The sequence below is a fragment of the Enterococcus sp. LJL99 genome (assembly GCF_054871725.1).
In genome coordinates, this window is sequence record NZ_JBTXLT010000009.1 from 64,446 (window position 1) to 81,193 (window position 16,748).

General features: G+C 35.5%; 12 protein-coding genes. 3 read left to right on the top strand and 9 right to left on the bottom strand.

Annotated features, from left to right (window positions below):
• Positions 1–175 precede the first annotated feature (175 nt).
• The 6 genes from ygeW to ssnA form a co-directional block, all read right to left on the bottom strand.
• On the bottom strand, positions 176–1,369 hold the full coding sequence (gene ygeW, locus ACYSNW_RS13365; protein WP_461745273.1) for a knotted carbamoyltransferase YgeW: 1,194 nt from the start codon (positions 1,367–1,369) through the stop codon (positions 176–178).
• A gap of 101 nt (positions 1,370–1,470) precedes the next feature.
• The gene (locus ACYSNW_RS13370; RefSeq protein ID WP_461745274.1) at positions 1,471–2,787 is read right to left on the bottom strand and encodes a YgeY family selenium metabolism-linked hydrolase; all 1,317 of its coding nucleotides are present in this window, start codon (positions 2,785–2,787) and stop codon (positions 1,471–1,473) included.
• 6 nt (positions 2,788–2,793) lie between these two features.
• Complete coding sequence (dpaL, locus tag ACYSNW_RS13375) at positions 2,794–3,987, bottom strand: diaminopropionate ammonia-lyase (protein WP_461745276.1); 1,194 nt, start codon at positions 3,985–3,987, stop codon at positions 2,794–2,796.
• 67 nt (positions 3,988–4,054) lie between these two features.
• On the bottom strand, positions 4,055–5,428 hold the full coding sequence (hydA, locus tag ACYSNW_RS13380) for a dihydropyrimidinase (protein ID WP_461745278.1): 1,374 nt from the start codon (positions 5,426–5,428) through the stop codon (positions 4,055–4,057).
• A gap of 47 nt (positions 5,429–5,475) precedes the next feature.
• Positions 5,476–8,481: a putative selenate reductase subunit YgfK gene (gene ygfK / locus ACYSNW_RS13385; RefSeq protein WP_461745280.1), complete on the bottom strand. Its 3,006-nt coding sequence runs from the start codon at positions 8,479–8,481 to the stop codon at positions 5,476–5,478.
• Between the two features lie 60 nt (positions 8,482–8,541).
• The gene (gene ssnA / locus ACYSNW_RS13390) at positions 8,542–9,876 is read right to left on the bottom strand and encodes a putative aminohydrolase SsnA (protein ID WP_461745282.1); all 1,335 of its coding nucleotides are present in this window, start codon (positions 9,874–9,876) and stop codon (positions 8,542–8,544) included.
• A gap of 433 nt (positions 9,877–10,309) precedes the next feature.
• Between ssnA and ACYSNW_RS13395 the strand changes: the two genes are divergently transcribed.
• Complete coding sequence (locus ACYSNW_RS13395) at positions 10,310–10,951, top strand: helix-turn-helix transcriptional regulator (protein ID WP_461745284.1); 642 nt, start codon at positions 10,310–10,312, stop codon at positions 10,949–10,951.
• A gap of 184 nt (positions 10,952–11,135) precedes the next feature.
• Here the strand turns inward: ACYSNW_RS13395 and ACYSNW_RS13400 are convergent, their stop codons facing one another.
• From ACYSNW_RS13400 to ACYSNW_RS13410, 3 genes are all read right to left on the bottom strand, one after another.
• A complete protein-coding gene (locus ACYSNW_RS13400) occupies positions 11,136–11,888 on the bottom strand; it encodes a nucleotidyltransferase domain-containing protein (RefSeq protein ID WP_461745286.1) in 753 nt (250 codons plus the stop codon).
• A 25-nt stretch (positions 11,889–11,913) separates the two neighbouring features.
• Positions 11,914–13,146 (bottom strand): RtcB family protein, encoded by a 1,233-nt coding sequence (locus ACYSNW_RS13405; protein ID WP_461745288.1) that lies wholly within the window; start codon positions 13,144–13,146, stop codon positions 11,914–11,916.
• Between the two features lie 339 nt (positions 13,147–13,485).
• Positions 13,486–14,250, bottom strand: coding sequence for a carbonic anhydrase (locus ACYSNW_RS13410; protein ID WP_461745289.1), 765 nt, complete (start codon positions 14,248–14,250; stop codon positions 13,486–13,488).
• A gap of 231 nt (positions 14,251–14,481) precedes the next feature.
• On the opposite strand from ACYSNW_RS13410, the gene ACYSNW_RS13415 reads away from it, so the two are divergent.
• Both ACYSNW_RS13415 and ACYSNW_RS13420 read left to right on the top strand, forming a co-directional pair.
• Entirely contained in the window at positions 14,482–15,738 is a 1,257-nt protein-coding gene (locus tag ACYSNW_RS13415) for a hypothetical protein (RefSeq protein WP_461745291.1), read from the top strand.
• Positions 15,716–16,717: a WYL domain-containing protein gene (locus ACYSNW_RS13420; protein ID WP_461745292.1), complete on the top strand. Its 1,002-nt coding sequence runs from the start codon at positions 15,716–15,718 to the stop codon at positions 16,715–16,717. The genes ACYSNW_RS13415 and ACYSNW_RS13420 overlap by 23 nt, the downstream gene beginning before the upstream one ends.
• Positions 16,718–16,748 lie beyond the last annotated feature (31 nt).

A 16,748-nucleotide genomic window follows, 5' to 3' on the forward strand; every position in this document is an offset into this window, starting at 1 on the left:
AGATTCTGTGGACGGCAGATTCTGCTCAGATCAGTTTTTCATTGTCAGTAAAATACAATCAATGGAGTTAAAATGATTTTATCATTTTAATGTTATTTTAAATAGGAAACCCTTTACCAACAGCTAAAATTATTGTTAAAAAACAGCTTACTTCATGCCAATGTTCAAAATACTGTTACTTTACTTCTCTAGGTGTTGCTTTTTGTTCAAGATCTGTTAATGTTTTTTGCGGATTTTTCACTTTGCTCAAGAAAATCATCGCTGCAATAATATATGGTTTATAGCTTGCTTCTTTATACAAAGGAACACGGTAACGATCAAATACAGAAGCTTCCACTTCTCCTTCTTCACAACTAACGCCAGTAATATCAGCTGGCAGACAGTGCATATACAATGCTTTACCATCTTTGGTTGTTTTCATTAATTCTTCGGTACATTCCCAATCTTTATGTTTTTTATTTTGTTCAAGCAATTCTTTTTCTAACGCATCAATTCCTGCTTGATCTCCTTTACCATAAAGGTCCGTACGTTCTTCCATTGCAGCAAATGGTGCCCAACTCTTAGGATAAACAACATCTGCATCTTTGAATGCTTCTGCCATACTATTTGTTTTAACAAATGAACCACCAGCTTCAGCTGCATTCTTTTTCGCAACTTCTTCTACTTCAGGCATGATTTCATAACCTTCTGGATGTGCTAAAACAACATCCATTCCTAAACGAGTCATTAAGCCAATGATTCCTTGAGGAACTGATAATGGTTTCCCATATGAAGGAGAATACGCCCATGTCATGGCAATTTTTTTCCCTTTAAGATTTTCGATTCCGCCAAATTCATGAATTAGATGTAAGGCATCAGCCATTGCTTGTGTTGGGTGGTCAATATCACATTGTAAATTTACCAATGTTGGACGTTGTTCTAAAACGCCATCTTTGTGTCCTTCTTGTACCGATTCTGAAACTTCATGCATATAAGCATTTCCTTTACCGATATACATATCATCGCGAATACCGATAATATCGGCCATAAATGAAATCATGTTTGCTGTTTCACGAACAGTTTCACCATGAGAAATTTGACTTTTTCCTTCATCTAAATCTTGCACTTGTAAACCTAAAAAATTACAAGCAGAGGCGAAACTAAAACGAGTTCTTGTTGAATTATCACGGAATAATGATACGCCTAATCCACTTTGGAAAATTTTAGTTGAGATATTATTTTCTCTTAAATAGCGTAATGTATCTGCAACTGTAAAGACAGCCTCTAATTCATCTCTTGTTTTTTCCCAAGTTAAGAAAAAATCATTTTCGTACATTTTATCAAATTCTAATTGGTCCAATTTTGCAATATATTCTTTAAAAGTTCCCATGTTAAATCTCCTTTTTGATTAGTAATACCAAACGGCACACCCAGCAACCTTTACTTACTGAGATAACCGCTTGATACTTCTCTTTATTTTTTAATTTAAAACTAGTTATTTTCGCAATAAACAGTTGGTAATGCGGCATAAACAGCGGCACAACGAACTAAATCATCTTTCCAAGTTTTTTCATTTGGTGCATGGGCTTGTGCTTCAGCTCCTGGACCAAAACCGATACATGGAATGCCATTACGACCCATGATTGAAACACCATTTGTTGAGAATGTCCACTTATCAAGCAACGGACGTTCTTTACGCATATCAATCGTTTCTTTTGAGCCTTTACGTTCATCTCCGTACAAGTTTTTATGTGTTTCCATCAAGGCTTTTGTCACACTGTGTTCTTCTGGAATCACCCAAGTTGGGAAGTAACATTCGATTGGATAAACCAACTCTGTATATGAAGGACGATCGTAATCATACATTGAGACAACAACGTCTTCTCCATATTTTTTAACTGCTGGTAATTGACGAATTTCTTCTAAACAACTTTCCCAAGTTTCTCCTGCAGTCATACGGCGGTCTAATGAAACTGTACAACCATCTGCTACCGCACAACGGCTTGGTGATGAATGGAAAATTTGTGAAGCTGTGACTGTTCCACGACCTAAGAAACGCGCTTCTTTCCATTCTGGATTGTATTTAGGATCAAGCATTCGAACTAAACCTCTGATTGCTGTACTTTCTGTATCGCCATTATTATTTAGGGCACGAACATCTTGTAAGATATCCGCCATTTTATAAATTGCATTATCGCCACGTTCTGGTGCCGAACCATGGCAAGAAACCCCTTTAACATCCACTTTGATTTCCATTCGACCACGTTGACCACGATAAATCCCGCCATCTGTTGGTTCAGTTGATACAACAAATTCTGGACGAATATTGTCTTCTTTAATAATATATTGCCAGCATAATCCATCACAGTCTTCTTCTTGAACAGTTACTGTTACTAATGCTGTATATTTTTCTGATAACAAACCTAAATCTTTCATGATTTTCGCACCATAAATCGCTGAAACAATTCCACCTTCTTGGTCAGAAGTTCCACGTCCACCGATTTCAGTCTCTGTTTCATAGCCTTCGTACGGATCAAATTCCCAGTTAGCCATTTCGCCGATCCCAACTGTATCCATATGTCCATCAAAAGCAATTAATTTTTTACCAGTACCCATGTAACCTAATAAATTTCCTTGTGGATCAACTTCAACTTTGTCAAAGCCTAATTTATTCATTTCGGCTTTCGCACGATCCATTTTTGCGCCTTCTCCTGCACTTTCTCCAGGAATTTTTACCAGATCGCGTAAAAATTTGATCATATCCTCCCTATATCCTTCTGCTGCTGTATTGATTGCTTTAAAATCCATTTATCATTACCTCCATAAGATTTTTTTATAGTTATCTGGATCTGTGTCGCCTTCTGTTGAGAACATTAAAACAGTCGAATTTTCATCTAGTTTTAATGAATCACGTAATTCTTTATATTCTGGATCTTGCATGGCTGTCGCAACTAAGCCCATCGCAACGGCTCCAGATTCTCCTGAAATCACTTGAGGATCTCCTTTGAATGGAGCGCCTAGCATTCTCATTCCTTTTTCAGATACCCAATCAGGTGCTGAAACAAAAACCGATGTATGATTTTCTAAAATATCGAATGAAATCGTGTTTGGTTCTCCACAAGCTAATCCTGCCATAATTGTCTGTAAATCACCTTCAACAAATCGAATTTTCCCGTCTTTTTCAATTGCAGATTTGTATAAGCAGTCAGCTGCTTGCGCTTCTACAACTACCATCATTGGTGGATTATCTGGATATAAGTTAGCAAAGTAACCAACAACTGCTCCCGCCAAACTTCCTACACCCGCTTGTACAAACACATGAGTAGGTCGTTTATTACCTGCAGTCTCCAACTGTTTTGATGCTTCTAAAGCCATTGTGCCGTATCCTTGCATGATCCATGTCGGGATTTTTTCATATCCATCCCAAGCTGTATCTTGAACCATTACGCCATTTTCAGTTTCTTCTGCCATTTTATTGGCCATACGAACACATTCGTCATAGTTAACTTCTTCTATAGTTACTTTAGCACCTTCTTTTTCAATATTTTCTTTCCGCGTTTGAGTCGAACCTTTTGGCATTAAAACAACTGATTTTTGGCCTAATTTATTTGCTGCCCAAGCAACCCCTCGACCATGATTCCCATCTGTTGCAGTAAAGAAAGTTGCTTGTCCAAATTCATCACGTAGTGCATCAGAAGTTAATACATCATACGTTAAATCAGAAACATCTTTCCCTAATTTTTCTGCAATATAGTTCGCCATTGCAAACGAGCCACCCAGCACTTTAAAAGCGTTCAATCCAAATCGATAGGACTCATCTTTCACAAAGAAATCTTTTAGTCCAAGATAGGATGCCATATTTTTTAATTCAGCCAAAGGTGTTTGGCTATATTGTGGAAAACTCTGATGAAAAGCTAACGCTTTTTCAATCGCATTCTTCGACATCAGTGATAAATACTGATCATCTGTTTTTGGCATTTCATTTGCCGTCCATTTTATTTTTTCCAAAAATGTTCCCCTCCGTATTTTTTATTTAAATCAACGAATAAATCGTTGATTAATTACTTTTTCTCACTTAATTAATTTTTCGGAATACAAATTGTCCTTGTTTTTCTTTCGTAACAAGACCATCTTCAGCCACTTTTTGTCCTCGTAAATAAACGGCTCTTGCAGCTCCTTTCGTTTCAAAACCGTCATAAGGAGTATAATCGACATTTTGCAGCTGAGTTGTAGCTGAAACAACACCAGTTTTTTCAGGATCCCAAATGACGATATCCGCATCACTTTCTTTTTGAATGACTCCTTTTTGCGGATACAAAGCAAATTGTTTGGCAATATCTTCTGATAGTAAGCCAACCATTCGTTCTAATGTGATTTTGCCAGTCGCTACGCCATAGGTATAAATTATTTCAGGACGAGTTTCAACACCTGGCATCCCATTCGGAATTTTACTAAAATCTGCTCTACCAATCGTTTTTTGTCCTTCAAAATTGAAACTACAATGGTCAGTGGAAATTGTGTTGACTTCTCCATTTATCACACTTGACCAAATTGCTGTTTGGTCTTCCATTGAACGTAGCGGTGGTGAACAAACATATTTTGCTCCTTCAAAATCTGGACCATCATACAAATGCTCATCTAGAACTAAGTATTGAGGACATGTTTCTACATAAACTTTTTGCCCTCTTGCCCTCGCCCTACTAACAGCCTCTAATGAACGTTTAGTGCTTAAATGAACAATATTAACAGGTAAATTCGCTAAATTTGCAATCATTAAATACCGTTCAATCGCTTCAGCTTCTACAGAATCAGGTCTAGTCAATGGATGATAATGAGGGCTTAATTTCCCTTCACTAACAAATTTCGCTATCATCTCATTAACAATATCTCCATTTTCACAATGCATACCAAGCATCCCATTGTACTTACCGATTTCTTGCATTGCTTCAAAGATTTCAGCATCTTTGGTGCGCAAATTATCATAGGCCATATACATCTTAAAAGAAGTAATACCAGACGCAATCATTTCTTTGATTTCAGCTTTAATTTCTGGATTCCATTCAATAATCGACATATGATACGTATAATCACAAGAACTATTTCCTTTAGCTAAATGATCCCAATCCGCTAAACATTCTTTTAGCGAACCACCTTTATTCGGTGTTGCCATATCAATCACTGTCGTCGTACCCTTGGCAACTGCCGCTTTACTACCCGTATCAAAATTATCTGCTGTGCCTAATGAACCTTTTCCATTATTTAATTCTAAATGCGTATGTGCATCAATAAATCCTGGTAATAGAAAACAGCCCGAAACATCTTCAATGACTGAATCATTGATTGCTAAATTAGTCCCTGTTTCAACTATTTTTCCACCATCCAACCGAACATCAAGTTGTCGACGGTCTTTTGCGGAAACAACGATCCCGCCTTTTAAAAGAATTGACATATTTTAACCTCCATTATTCAGAAGTAGTTTTATACAACTCAAACATTTTACATTTGTAGGCAGTAGTCATGTTTTTCAATCACAGTTGTCATCAATTCGATAATATCTGTTGGAATATCAACTGTTTGGTCCGTTAATTGAATCGTTGATACATTGCCCCACAAACGAACAAGACATGCTTTATCGCTTGGACTGATCACATAGAACCCAGAATTTGTACTGTCATTAAAATCATCTTCCGTATTAAACAATGTAAATTTATCCTTGTATGGCGCACTAGCATATGGACAGAAAGTTTCACAGTTCCCACATTCATTACACATCCGATCAACATGAATGATTTGCGGTTGTCCTTTAACCGTCACAACAATGTTAGCTCGATTAGGACAAACATCCATACATGATTCACAAATCGTAGAACATTCAAGACAGTTGGCTGCTTGTCCACAAAGGGCCTCATTTGTTTCTAAAATACCGCGTTTGTTGCGGACAGAAGCGATGTCAGTATTTAGATTAGTCTCTTCATAGTGATTGTTATGAACTTGACAAATATTATTTGCTGCTTTTGTTGCGTCCGCAATTGCTTCTACGATTGTTGCTGGACCTAAATTAGCATCTCCGATTACATAGACATCTTTTAGATTTGTTTCCAATGTTTCTTGATTTGAAACAACTTTTCCATATTGATCAGTCGTAATCCCTAGCGATTGATAGAAATCCGTTTCCACTTTCTCACCAACAGCTGCAATTACTGTATCAGCGGGAACCTCTGTCCTCTCACCAGTTCCTATTGGTCTGCGGCGACCAGAAGCATCTCGTTCTCCCAAACGCATGATTTCACAAGTCAATAAACCATTTTCTAATTTGATAGGTGATAACAATTCTAAGAACTCTACACCATCCTCTAAAGCGAAATACAATTCTTCTTCATCCGCTGGCATATTCCGTTTATCTCGACGATAAACGACCGAAACTTTTTTCACTCCTGGCAATGTGGTAGCCGCTCTAGCACAATCCATCGCAGTATTTCCACCACCAACAACAACGATTTGTTCTCCGTATGGGTTCACTTGCGTATTTTCACGATTTGCTTTTAAGAATTCGAGTGAGTTGATTGTTTCCCCAGCCTCTAATCTTAATTTGCCATGTTTCCAGGCACCAATTGCATAAATGACGTTTGTATATCCTTGCGCTCTTAACTCATCTAGACTTGGTGCTGCTTGACCCGTTTTAAATTCTGCTCCCATAAATTTCGCCATCTCAACATCATTTTGAACTGACTTCATTGAGATTCTAAATTCAGGTACAATTTGACTACAAACGCCGCCAATCGTATCCGCTTTTTCAAAAACGGTCACTGGCATTCCTTCTCGCGCAAGGAGGAATCCGGCAGAAATCCCAGCTGGTCCACCACCAACGACTGCTGTTTTAACTGCATTTTCTTTTGGTGTTGGTTTTTCCATTGAAGCCATCAATTCATCGTAGGCATGTTCAGCAGCTTCTAGTTTCGCTTCACGAATTTTGATTGAGCCTTCATAAAATTGACGGGTACATTTTGTCATACAAGGATGCGCACAAATCGTACCAGTAATAAACGGCAAAGGATTTCTATCTACGATTACTTTCAAAGCTTCCAAATAATTCCCTTCACTTACGTAACGAAGGTACGCAGGAACATCTTGATTGATTGGACAACCACCGTCGCTTCGACAAGGTGCTGTGTAGCAATTAGTCAAAGGAACTGTTTTTCTTAATTTGGTACTTTCTGGTAATTTGATTGATTTTTGATATCGCGCTTGCGTTTTAGCTTTTTCAACGACTTTTGTTAATTTGTCTAAATCAACTTGAACTGATGTCGGATAACTTGATTCACTAAGTAAGTTAGCAACTTGGTTCATTCGTTGATACCCACCAGGTTTTAATAGTGTGGTTGCCATTGTGATTGGCCAAATTCCGGTATCAAAAATTTCTTTGATATTGAAAATATCTGCACCGCCAGAATAAGAAATTTGGAGTTTTCCATCAAATGCTTCAGAAAGCTTTTTCGCAAGTGAAATACTTAATGGGAATAACGAACGCCCTGACATGTACATTTCCTCTCCAGGCAATTCTTCTTCAGCAATCCCTACTGGGAAAGTATTCGTAATCTTAACACCAAAACTTAGTCCTTTACGATCAGCTAATGATTGTAGGCGTTGTAACATGGGTACTGCTTCTTCAAATTGTAAATCTTCTCGGAAATGATGATCATCGAATACCATATAATCAAAACCTAAGTCATCTAATGTTTTTCTAGTATATTCATACCCTAACATCGTTGGATTACACTTAATAAAGGAGTTTAGCCCTTTAGTTTCTAGTAAATACTGCGTAATTTTTTCAATATTATCTGAAGGACATCCATGTAACGTTGATAAAGTAATCGAACGACAAACTTTGGGACTGATGCCATTGATATAGTCTTGATCAATCTGTTTAAATTGTGGTAAGTATTTATTAACAGCCTCGAGACATTCTTGCCAAATCGGTGTTCCTTCAGCATTTTGCATATCCGTAATATACTTATCTACTTTTGGTGATTGGATGCCAGCTAAGTCATAGCCCACACTCATATTAAAAATGAAACCGTCTGGATCACCTAACTCAAATTCTTTACTTAATAGTTTCAGAATGAACCAAGCTTTTACATACTCATCATAGGCTTGAGGAACACGTAATTCTGTCGACCATTCTACGTTATAGCACTCGTCTGCTGCCGTAATACACGGTTTACTAACAGGTAACTCCTCACCATCAATGATTTGAACTGTTTTAACTTCAAAAAAACGAGAGCCAGTTAAATAGGAGGCGATGATATTTTGCGCTAGTTGCGTATGTGGTCCAGCAGCTGGTCCGCAAGGGGTCTCCATTTTTTCACCAAATAATGGAATCGTCTTTGTTGGGTCTGCTTTATAAAACTTTCTTACACCAAAAATAGTCGCTTCATTTTTGTATTCGTTCAAAATCCAGTTCAATAATCCATCGATCGAAATCGGATGCATGATATCACTCATGTATGTCACTCCTTTTTACATTTGTTAGTTTAAGAATTTTTATTTTGTTAAGCATTTGTATCAAGCATTAATTCTATTCCACAACGATTGCGCTTGTGCTTGAGCGTCATACCAAATTTTTTCTTCGTCGATCCCTTGTACTTCACGATTTCTCATGCGAATCTCCCCATCAATAATCGTATCAGTGACTGCCCCACCATTCATACCAAACAAAATATGGGAATTATAATTATCTTTTGTCATTGGTGTTGGACCTTTGTAGTCTAAAACAATAATATCTGCTGCAGCTCCTACTTCTAGAACCCCTAATTTCTTTTCAAAATAACGATTAGCCATCCTAGGATTATTATTGAAAAGCATTTCAGGTATTTCAGCCCAAGCAGCATTTGGATCTGCTAAATGGTGCTTATGAATAATATTTCCTACCTTATAAGACTCTGTTAAATCGTTTGTATAACCATCTGTTCCAAGCCCCATCATAATGCCATACTCATTGAACATGCGCATTGCTGGTGGACATCCCACGGCATTTCCCATATTTGACTCTGGATTGGTAACGACCATTGTATTGGTATCACGGAGAAGTTCCATTTCATGTGGACCAATATGAATACAATGACCCGCCATTGTTTGCTTTCCTAAGATGCCAAGGTCATATAAACGATTAACGATTGGTTTTCCATATTTATTCAATGAATCGTAAACATCAGCAATATCCTCTGCAATATGGATATGATAACCGACCCCTTCTGGCGTATAAGCCGCACAATATTCTAATGATTTGTCGGATAAGGTAAACGCAGCGTGCATCCCCATCATTGCTTTTTGCTTATCATCTTTTCTAGCTGCACTTGCTTTGATAAAATCGGAATTTTCTTTGACAGCAGCCTTCATCTTATCTTCTCCATCACGATCAGAAACTTCATAGCATAAACAAGTTCGAATTCCTAACTCGTCTGCTGCATTTGATAATTGAGTTAAACTTCCTTCGATCGCACCATAACTAGCATGATGATCGAAAACAGTTGTCACACCATTTTTGATACTATCTAAATAGGCAACTTTTCCACTATGATAAGTATCTTCTAAATTTAACGTTCGATCGAGACGCCACCATAAGCCATCTAAAATATCCATGAAATTTTTAGGATTGTAACCATTGATACTCAATCCCCTAGCAAAGGTACTATATATATGATTATGCATATTAACAAATCCCGGCATAATCACACCGCCTTTAGCATCGATAAAATCAGCTTCTGGAAATTCTTTTTGTAATTCAGTTGTGGTTCCTATTTTATTGATGACTTTTCCTTCAATTGCTACACATCCATTCTCATAAAAAGATCCTTGTGCATCTCTAGCAATCAATCGTCCATTTCCTATTAGTAACATCCTTGCTCCTCCTATAAATTCAAATTTAAATTTCCAACTCTTACAGAAAACGCTTACAAACTATAAAGTTCACTTATTCACGAGAGTATAAATAGCTAATAGTTTAAATTTACTAAAAAAATTCATTTTACTAATCCAAACAATTGAAAGCGTTAGCATACTTTCTTGCAGTAAACTATTTCCTCTAACTCGATTAAATTATACCACTCAACCTAAAAAAAAACAATGGTACCTAAAAAATTTTTTTAAGTTTTTTAGAAAAGGTCCTGTCTTGTATTCTGAATTTACACATGTTATTATTACAAACAGAAACTGTACAAATCTAGCTTATATAAAAAATATCTCTTTTTTATTCCTAACAAAGTACGATTAGGAGCACATAAAACCAATGGAACAATCAACTTAGTTTTAAACATATAGAAAGGAGAATTCTATGCTTTCAGATGAAAAATTAGTTTTTCTTACTCAAATTGCCAAGGCTTTAGCTGGTCAATTTGGTGAAAATTGTGAAATAGTGATTCATAAAATCAATAAAGAGAATGTAAATAATACCATTGTTTCCATTGAAAATGGTCATGTTTCTTCTCGACATTTGGGGGATGGCCCTTCTCAAGTTGTCCTTGAAGCATTGAAAAAAGATCCTGCGGAATTAGTTGACCATGTTAACTACTTAACAAGAACGCATGATGGTCGCATTCTAAAATCAAGTACCGTTTATTTTAAAGATCAGACTGGCAACTTGGACGGCATTTTTGCAATTAATTATGATATCACCTCTTTAATAGCTGCTGAATCAACGCTGAATTCTATCATCTCAACGAATGATAAAAAGGATGATGACAAAGAACCTGATTATATTCCTCAAAATATCAATGAACTTTTAGATGATCTAATTGAAGAATCTGTCAAACTTGTTGGCAAACCTGTTCCATTGATGACTAAAGACGATAAAGTAAAATGTATTCAGTTTTTAAACAATAAAGGTGCGTTTTTAGTTACAAAATCTGGCGATAAAGTAGCAAATTTCTTTAATATCTCTAAATACACACTTTATAGCTATATTGATTCAAAATAGTTTCTTTCTTTAAGAGGTTAGAACGAAAATTAAAAACAAAAAAATAAGCGACAACTCAAGAAAATCGACAAGTACTAGTGAGAAGTGATTCGATAGTAATCGAATGAAAACTGCTCATATTTCTTATCAATTTCCCGAGTTGTCGCTTATTTGGGCTTGACCACCTATTAAAAACGTTATTCACTTACAATACTAGCTGGAGAAAAAATTCATTAAGAGTAACCCATTGTGAATGTTTTTTATCTAATGTTTCTTCAGCTATTTTTCTTAATATAGGTAGTTCTTTTTCAATGTAATCATTTAATACATCTATTTTATTAATCCAATCGAGTTCATTTGTTTGTTTTTTTTCTTCTAACAACTCAATGACAATTGTTTTTAATTCTTCTTCCATCAACGCATCCACTAATTTAGTAAATTCGATTGGTGGTGCTTCCTGATAATTGATAATCCATTTACTTGCTAAAATCGGTCGCAAGACATAAAAATATTTTTTAGCTTTTACTCTCGCTGTTTTTAAGTACTCCCGATAATTAGAATCCGCCATATGCCAATAATGAAAAAGTGATTTTTTCTCAGAAAAATAATCTTTTAGCAATTTTTTCAATTCATCTACTTCCACTGTTTGCTGATAGATTATAGGCGAGGCACACCATTCAAATAAGGTGGGATTTGATTTATATAATAAACGTAATGCTTTTTGAATATCCCAACCATTAATATCTAAGACATCGTCTAACTGCCACTCAATAACATCCCGAACTCCTTCCAGTTTCAAATAACTTTCGGGCTTTCTAACATATAAAAAACGAACATCATAATCACTATCTTTTGATTCAAACCCCCAAGCTCGACTCCCAGATTCAACAGCTAAAATAATTTTTACATCTTCTTGTTTCTCAATTTCTTTTAATTTCTCTTGTATGATTTTTTTCAAAGCCAATCCCTCACTTTCCTTTTTTCTATCCTTTAATGACACCGATCGTTTGTAATTTCTTGATTGGTACAACCAAATCTTGTTGATTCGCCATTACTTCATCGATATTTTTATATGCAAAACGACTTTCCTCTGCCACATCTGCTTTTTTTACTTTTCCTAAAATGACATCTTTTTCTTTCAAATCCACGATCACTGATTCAACAGAGATTGCTTCTTTTGCTTTTTTACGAGAATAGACACGACCTGCTCCATGAGATGAAGAATGAAAACTTTCGGGCTCTCCCTTTCCTGATACAATATAACTGAATGACCCCATTGCACCTGGAATGATTCCCAATTCTCCTTCTCTAGCACGCGTTGCACCTTTACGATGAACCCAGACATTTTCTCCATAATGGTGTTCTAATGCAGCATAGTTGTGATGACAGTTTACCCGCATACTATAAGTAACTTCCTTAGCTAAATATTTGTCAACAAAACGAGAAAAGATTGCCATCGTTTTTTCAAGCATACTTTCCCGATTTTCATACGCATAATCTAAGGCGATATTCATCCATTTTAAATAAGCTTTTCCTTCGTCTGTCTTTAAGGGTAAAAATGGCAACTCATTTTTTTCTGGTACACGACTATACCAAATATCATTCATATTTTTTGCCACATCATTAAAGTAATGACAAATTTTAGCACCTAAATTGCGACTTCCTGAATGCAACATAATTCCAATATAGCCATTTTCGTCTTGTTGAAATTCTATAAAGTGATTCCCTCCACCTAACGTACCAATTTGATAATAGGCATTTTCTAAAATCTCATGACCATCAGGCAAGCTTTCATCATTTGCCATATCAATTAATGCTTGATCAATCACTTTAGACGGTTGTTTTTCCTTATGTAAAGCAAAACCAACTGGTATATCGCGCATTACTTGATTAATAATCAGTTTCAACAAAGGCTGACGGTCATGTTCAATTTTTTGCAACTCTTTATATTGAATATTCGTTTGGACATAGCACATTCCACAACCAATATCCATTCCTACTGCATTTGGTACAATCACATTTTTCGTAGCTAAAACTCCACCGATTGGCATGCCATAACCATAATGACAATCTGGCATCAAAGCGACCCATTTGAAGACGAACGGCAATTCAGCTAAATTTAGTGCTTGTTCTAACACATTTTCTTCAAGTTCCTCTTTAGACAACCAAACTTTGATTGGTGCACGATTTTCCATTTTATCATAATAAACAAACATCTTCTCCACTCCTTTTTTGTTACTTCTTAACTGTTTTCAGTTTAAAATAATTTAGACGTTTTTGCCTTAAAAAAATGTTGCGAACTGATTAGGAAGTGTTTGTAAACAATTTAAGAATTCGAATTTTTGTACATTTTAGCTGAAAATTAAAAAAAAATAGCTGGAAAAAAATATTCATCGCAATTCTTTTCAGATTCTCCCTAGATTTCTCGAATCCTCCTCTATCAATTATCTATAACGAGCAATCAGACCTAACAAACGCATACTAAAAAAGATTAGGTAGTATTTAGTAAACAAAAGTACTAAACTACTAACTAATCTTTTTTTCAAATAATTGATTTATTCAGTATACTCTATAATCACACGCTCATTTAAAGGTTGAGTATCTCGATTATTATGAGAATATAATTTTTTAAACGTTTCAATCTGCTCAGCTGAAACTTCTACTGGATTTTTCATCACGTACCATTCAACATTCTCATTCAATGGCGGTGTTGTCAATGACCCTAAATAATGATAATAACTTTTATTAGTTGGCAACATTGTTTCAATATCTGTTATGGGATTGGTATCTTCATTATTCACATCATCCAATACTTCTTGAAAACCTTTATTTTCAGCTCCTTCTTCAAAAAAAACACCAATTACAGCAATTCGACCATCTTGAGCTGTATTAACAAAGTGTGCCTCCATTGGATAATGTTTGCCATCAACTGTATGCTCACTTTGGGCGTGAAAATGAAATTGTGTTAAATCAAAAACCCGACCATTGATCTCTGCCGTTCCACTATCAGAGATTTGAATACTATGGCCATTATTTTCGGCTTTAGTGATTTCTTTACTGTAGTCCAATACAATGGCTCCAGAATCAGACGTCATTTTTTCTGCAGTTGAAGTTGGAATATCGATTGGAGATTGCATTTTACCTGCCGAAAATTCCCAATCACTCTGATGATCATAATCAATATGATCGTCTTTCTTCACAACTTTTTCACTACTTTCACTGGTTTTAGAGGATTCTTTCGTACTTGTCGTATTACTTGAACACCCAGCAATCATAATTGTCATAAAACCTGTTAGTAAAACCAAATTTCCTTTTCTCATTCACTTTTCCTTCTTTCTTTTAGCAAAAACTATTGTACACCTTTTTTCAGAAAAAATCACATATTATTTCAGAAAATCCAACTTAAAGTTGATGATGGTATTATCAAATAATATGAGCGGAAAAAAAGTTGTTCTATAGATTCTTTTTTACTTTAAATTAGAAAACAATCCTACCAGCTTCAATTCAATTTGTTATAATAAATTGATGAAGATAAAGAGTGAGGAAAAATAATGAGTAGAGCATTTAATGAATTAATAAAAGAATTTAATCTAATTCGAACTTATTCACGTGATTTTTATATCAATGGTTTTAAGCCTCGAGAAGAATTTCAAGAAAAAAGTTTACGTAGCTATGATAATGAACGACGTCGGATTGAAAGTTACCTGAATGACTATATTGAATGGGAACACATTCCTCAAGGAAAAACGTTACGACTCAATCTAAAGGATAAATCCTTAGCTACCAACCCTTTTTTTAAACTATGGAAAACAAAAAGTTTTACAAAAAATGATATTTTTTTACATTTTATTCTTTTAGATTGCTTAACAAGCTATGACTCTCTTTCACTGGCAGAACTTACTGATTGCGTTTATGATCAGTATTTGTCTCAGTTTGAACAAGCACCAACATTTTCTGAAATTACTATACGTAATAAATTAAAGGAATATTGTCAGTTAGGCATCTTTCAGTCAATCGAAAAAGAAAAACGAATTCACTATCAATTGGCACCAATAGTCACGCTAGATGAAAAGTGGTTGCCTGTCTTACATTTCTACAAAGAAATTTTGCCTGGTGGTGTGATTGGTCAGTATTTACTTGATCAAAGCGAATATTCTGCTGAAAGTCCTTTTACGTTTAAGCATCATTTTATCGTCCACAGTTTGGATGAGGAAATCACTTTGTCTAGTCTGACCGCTATCAAAGAACAGCGATACATGCATATTGTTCAATATAACGATGTCCAAACAAAAATTGCGCCATTTTCTTTATATCATAGTACAGAAACTGGTCGGCAATATTTAGTAGGATTTATCCGAAAAAAATTATTAACCTCCATTCGCATCGACAATATTAAAACTGTAGCTTTAGGAAAAACAATCAAAAATTATCAAGAATTAAGCCAACTTTTTTCAGAACGAAAAAATACTTCTTGGAATGGTAGCTATAATCAAGAACCTATGAAAAAATTGCGTGTCCAGTTGCAAATTGAAGCAGGAAAAGAAGACTATTTAATGACCCGCCTCGCTCGTGAACAACGAATGGGAACAAGTTATCGATTAGATGAGAATACGGTCGTTTTTGAAATTGAACTACTCGATTTATTTGCACTAAATCCATTTTTACGCACATTTATTGGACGAATCCTTTCTATAGAAAGTACGGATAAAAATTGGGAACGATTATTTATCAATGATATGAACGAGTTAATAGCACTCTATGCCCAACCACAGGAGGAAGAAAAAAATGATGGAACCCCTATTTCATGAAATTTATGGTACTTATTTTATTATCGTTAGCGAAATTTTGAAGCATCAGCAGCCATTAACAACAAATGAATTAAATCAAATTATAACAAGACACGGATTTGCTGAATCAACGCTTCAAGTTCTTCCCTCCATACAAAACAAAAAGAATCCTTGGTATTTATTAACTGAAGAGGACACAAATAATTGGCGCCCCATTACAAAGCATCGTCCGCCACAGATTCAAACGAATATTGAACGGCGTTGGCTAAAAACTTTACTAACAGATCCTAGACTTTTCTACTTTTTAGAGGATTGTGATATTGCTACTTTAGATCAGCAATTAGCCAACGTTCAACCACTATTTGATTTAGCCACATTAACTTATTACGATCAGTTTAATCAAATAGATGCTTTCGTTGAGCAACAGCAACAACAAATTCACTTCAAACAACTATTACATGCGATTCAGAAGCAACAAGCTGTAAAAATCGATTATCAACGGCGAGCAGATATACCTAGCAAGCGCGGTTTATTTTTACCAATTAAATTGGATTATTCAGCCAAAAATAATTTATTTCGTTTAAAGGCATGGCGTATTTTACGCCAAAGCCGATTTGAAGTTACACTCAACTTAAATCGAATGTTAACAATTCAACCCGTTGAAAAAGAAAGAGACTATTTAAAATTACCGATCACTTCACGCAAGCAACAAGCGATAGTGACCTGTCTTCTGACAGATAAGCGGCAGGCTTTAACTCGTAGTATGTTGCATTTTGCCGATTATCATAAAGCAACACGCCGATTAGACAATCGCCACTATGAACTTACTATACACTATGATAACGGCGATGAAACAGAATTGTTGATTCGAATTCTTTCATTTGGTCCTTTTTTAAAAGTCCTCAGTCCAGATTCATTTGTTGCCAAAATTAAAGTCAGAATTGATGCTCAAGCTCAAATTATGGCAAATTTTAAACTGTCGAATGAAATAATTGAGTAATAAGTATTCTTTTGTTTGTTCTGAAGATCAA

Bases quoted from the DNA above. Each gene is read 5' to 3' on its own strand.
- ygeW (WP_461745273.1), bottom strand. From the start codon at position 1,369: ATGGGAACTTTTAAAGAATATATTGCAAAATTGGACCAATTAGAATTT.
- ACYSNW_RS13370 (WP_461745274.1), bottom strand. From the start codon at position 2,787: ATGGATTTTAAAGCAATCAATACAGCAGCAGAAGGATATAGGGAGGAT.
- hydA (WP_461745278.1), bottom strand. From the start codon at position 5,428: ATGTCAATTCTTTTAAAAGGCGGGATCGTTGTTTCCGCAAAAGACCGT.
- ygfK (WP_461745280.1), bottom strand. From the start codon at position 8,481: ATGAGTGATATCATGCATCCGATTTCGATCGATGGATTATTGAACTGG.
- ssnA (WP_461745282.1), bottom strand. From the start codon at position 9,876: ATGTTACTAATAGGAAATGGACGATTGATTGCTAGAGATGCACAAGGA.
- ACYSNW_RS13395 (WP_461745284.1), top strand. From the start codon at position 10,310: ATGCTTTCAGATGAAAAATTAGTTTTTCTTACTCAAATTGCCAAGGCT.
- ACYSNW_RS13405 (WP_461745288.1), bottom strand. From the start codon at position 13,146: ATGTTTGTTTATTATGATAAAATGGAAAATCGTGCACCAATCAAAGTT.
- ACYSNW_RS13410 (WP_461745289.1), bottom strand. From the start codon at position 14,250: ATGAGAAAAGGAAATTTGGTTTTACTAACAGGTTTTATGACAATTATG.
- ACYSNW_RS13415 (WP_461745291.1), top strand. From the start codon at position 14,482: ATGAGTAGAGCATTTAATGAATTAATAAAAGAATTTAATCTAATTCGA.
- ACYSNW_RS13420 (WP_461745292.1), top strand. From the start codon at position 15,716: ATGATGGAACCCCTATTTCATGAAATTTATGGTACTTATTTTATTATC.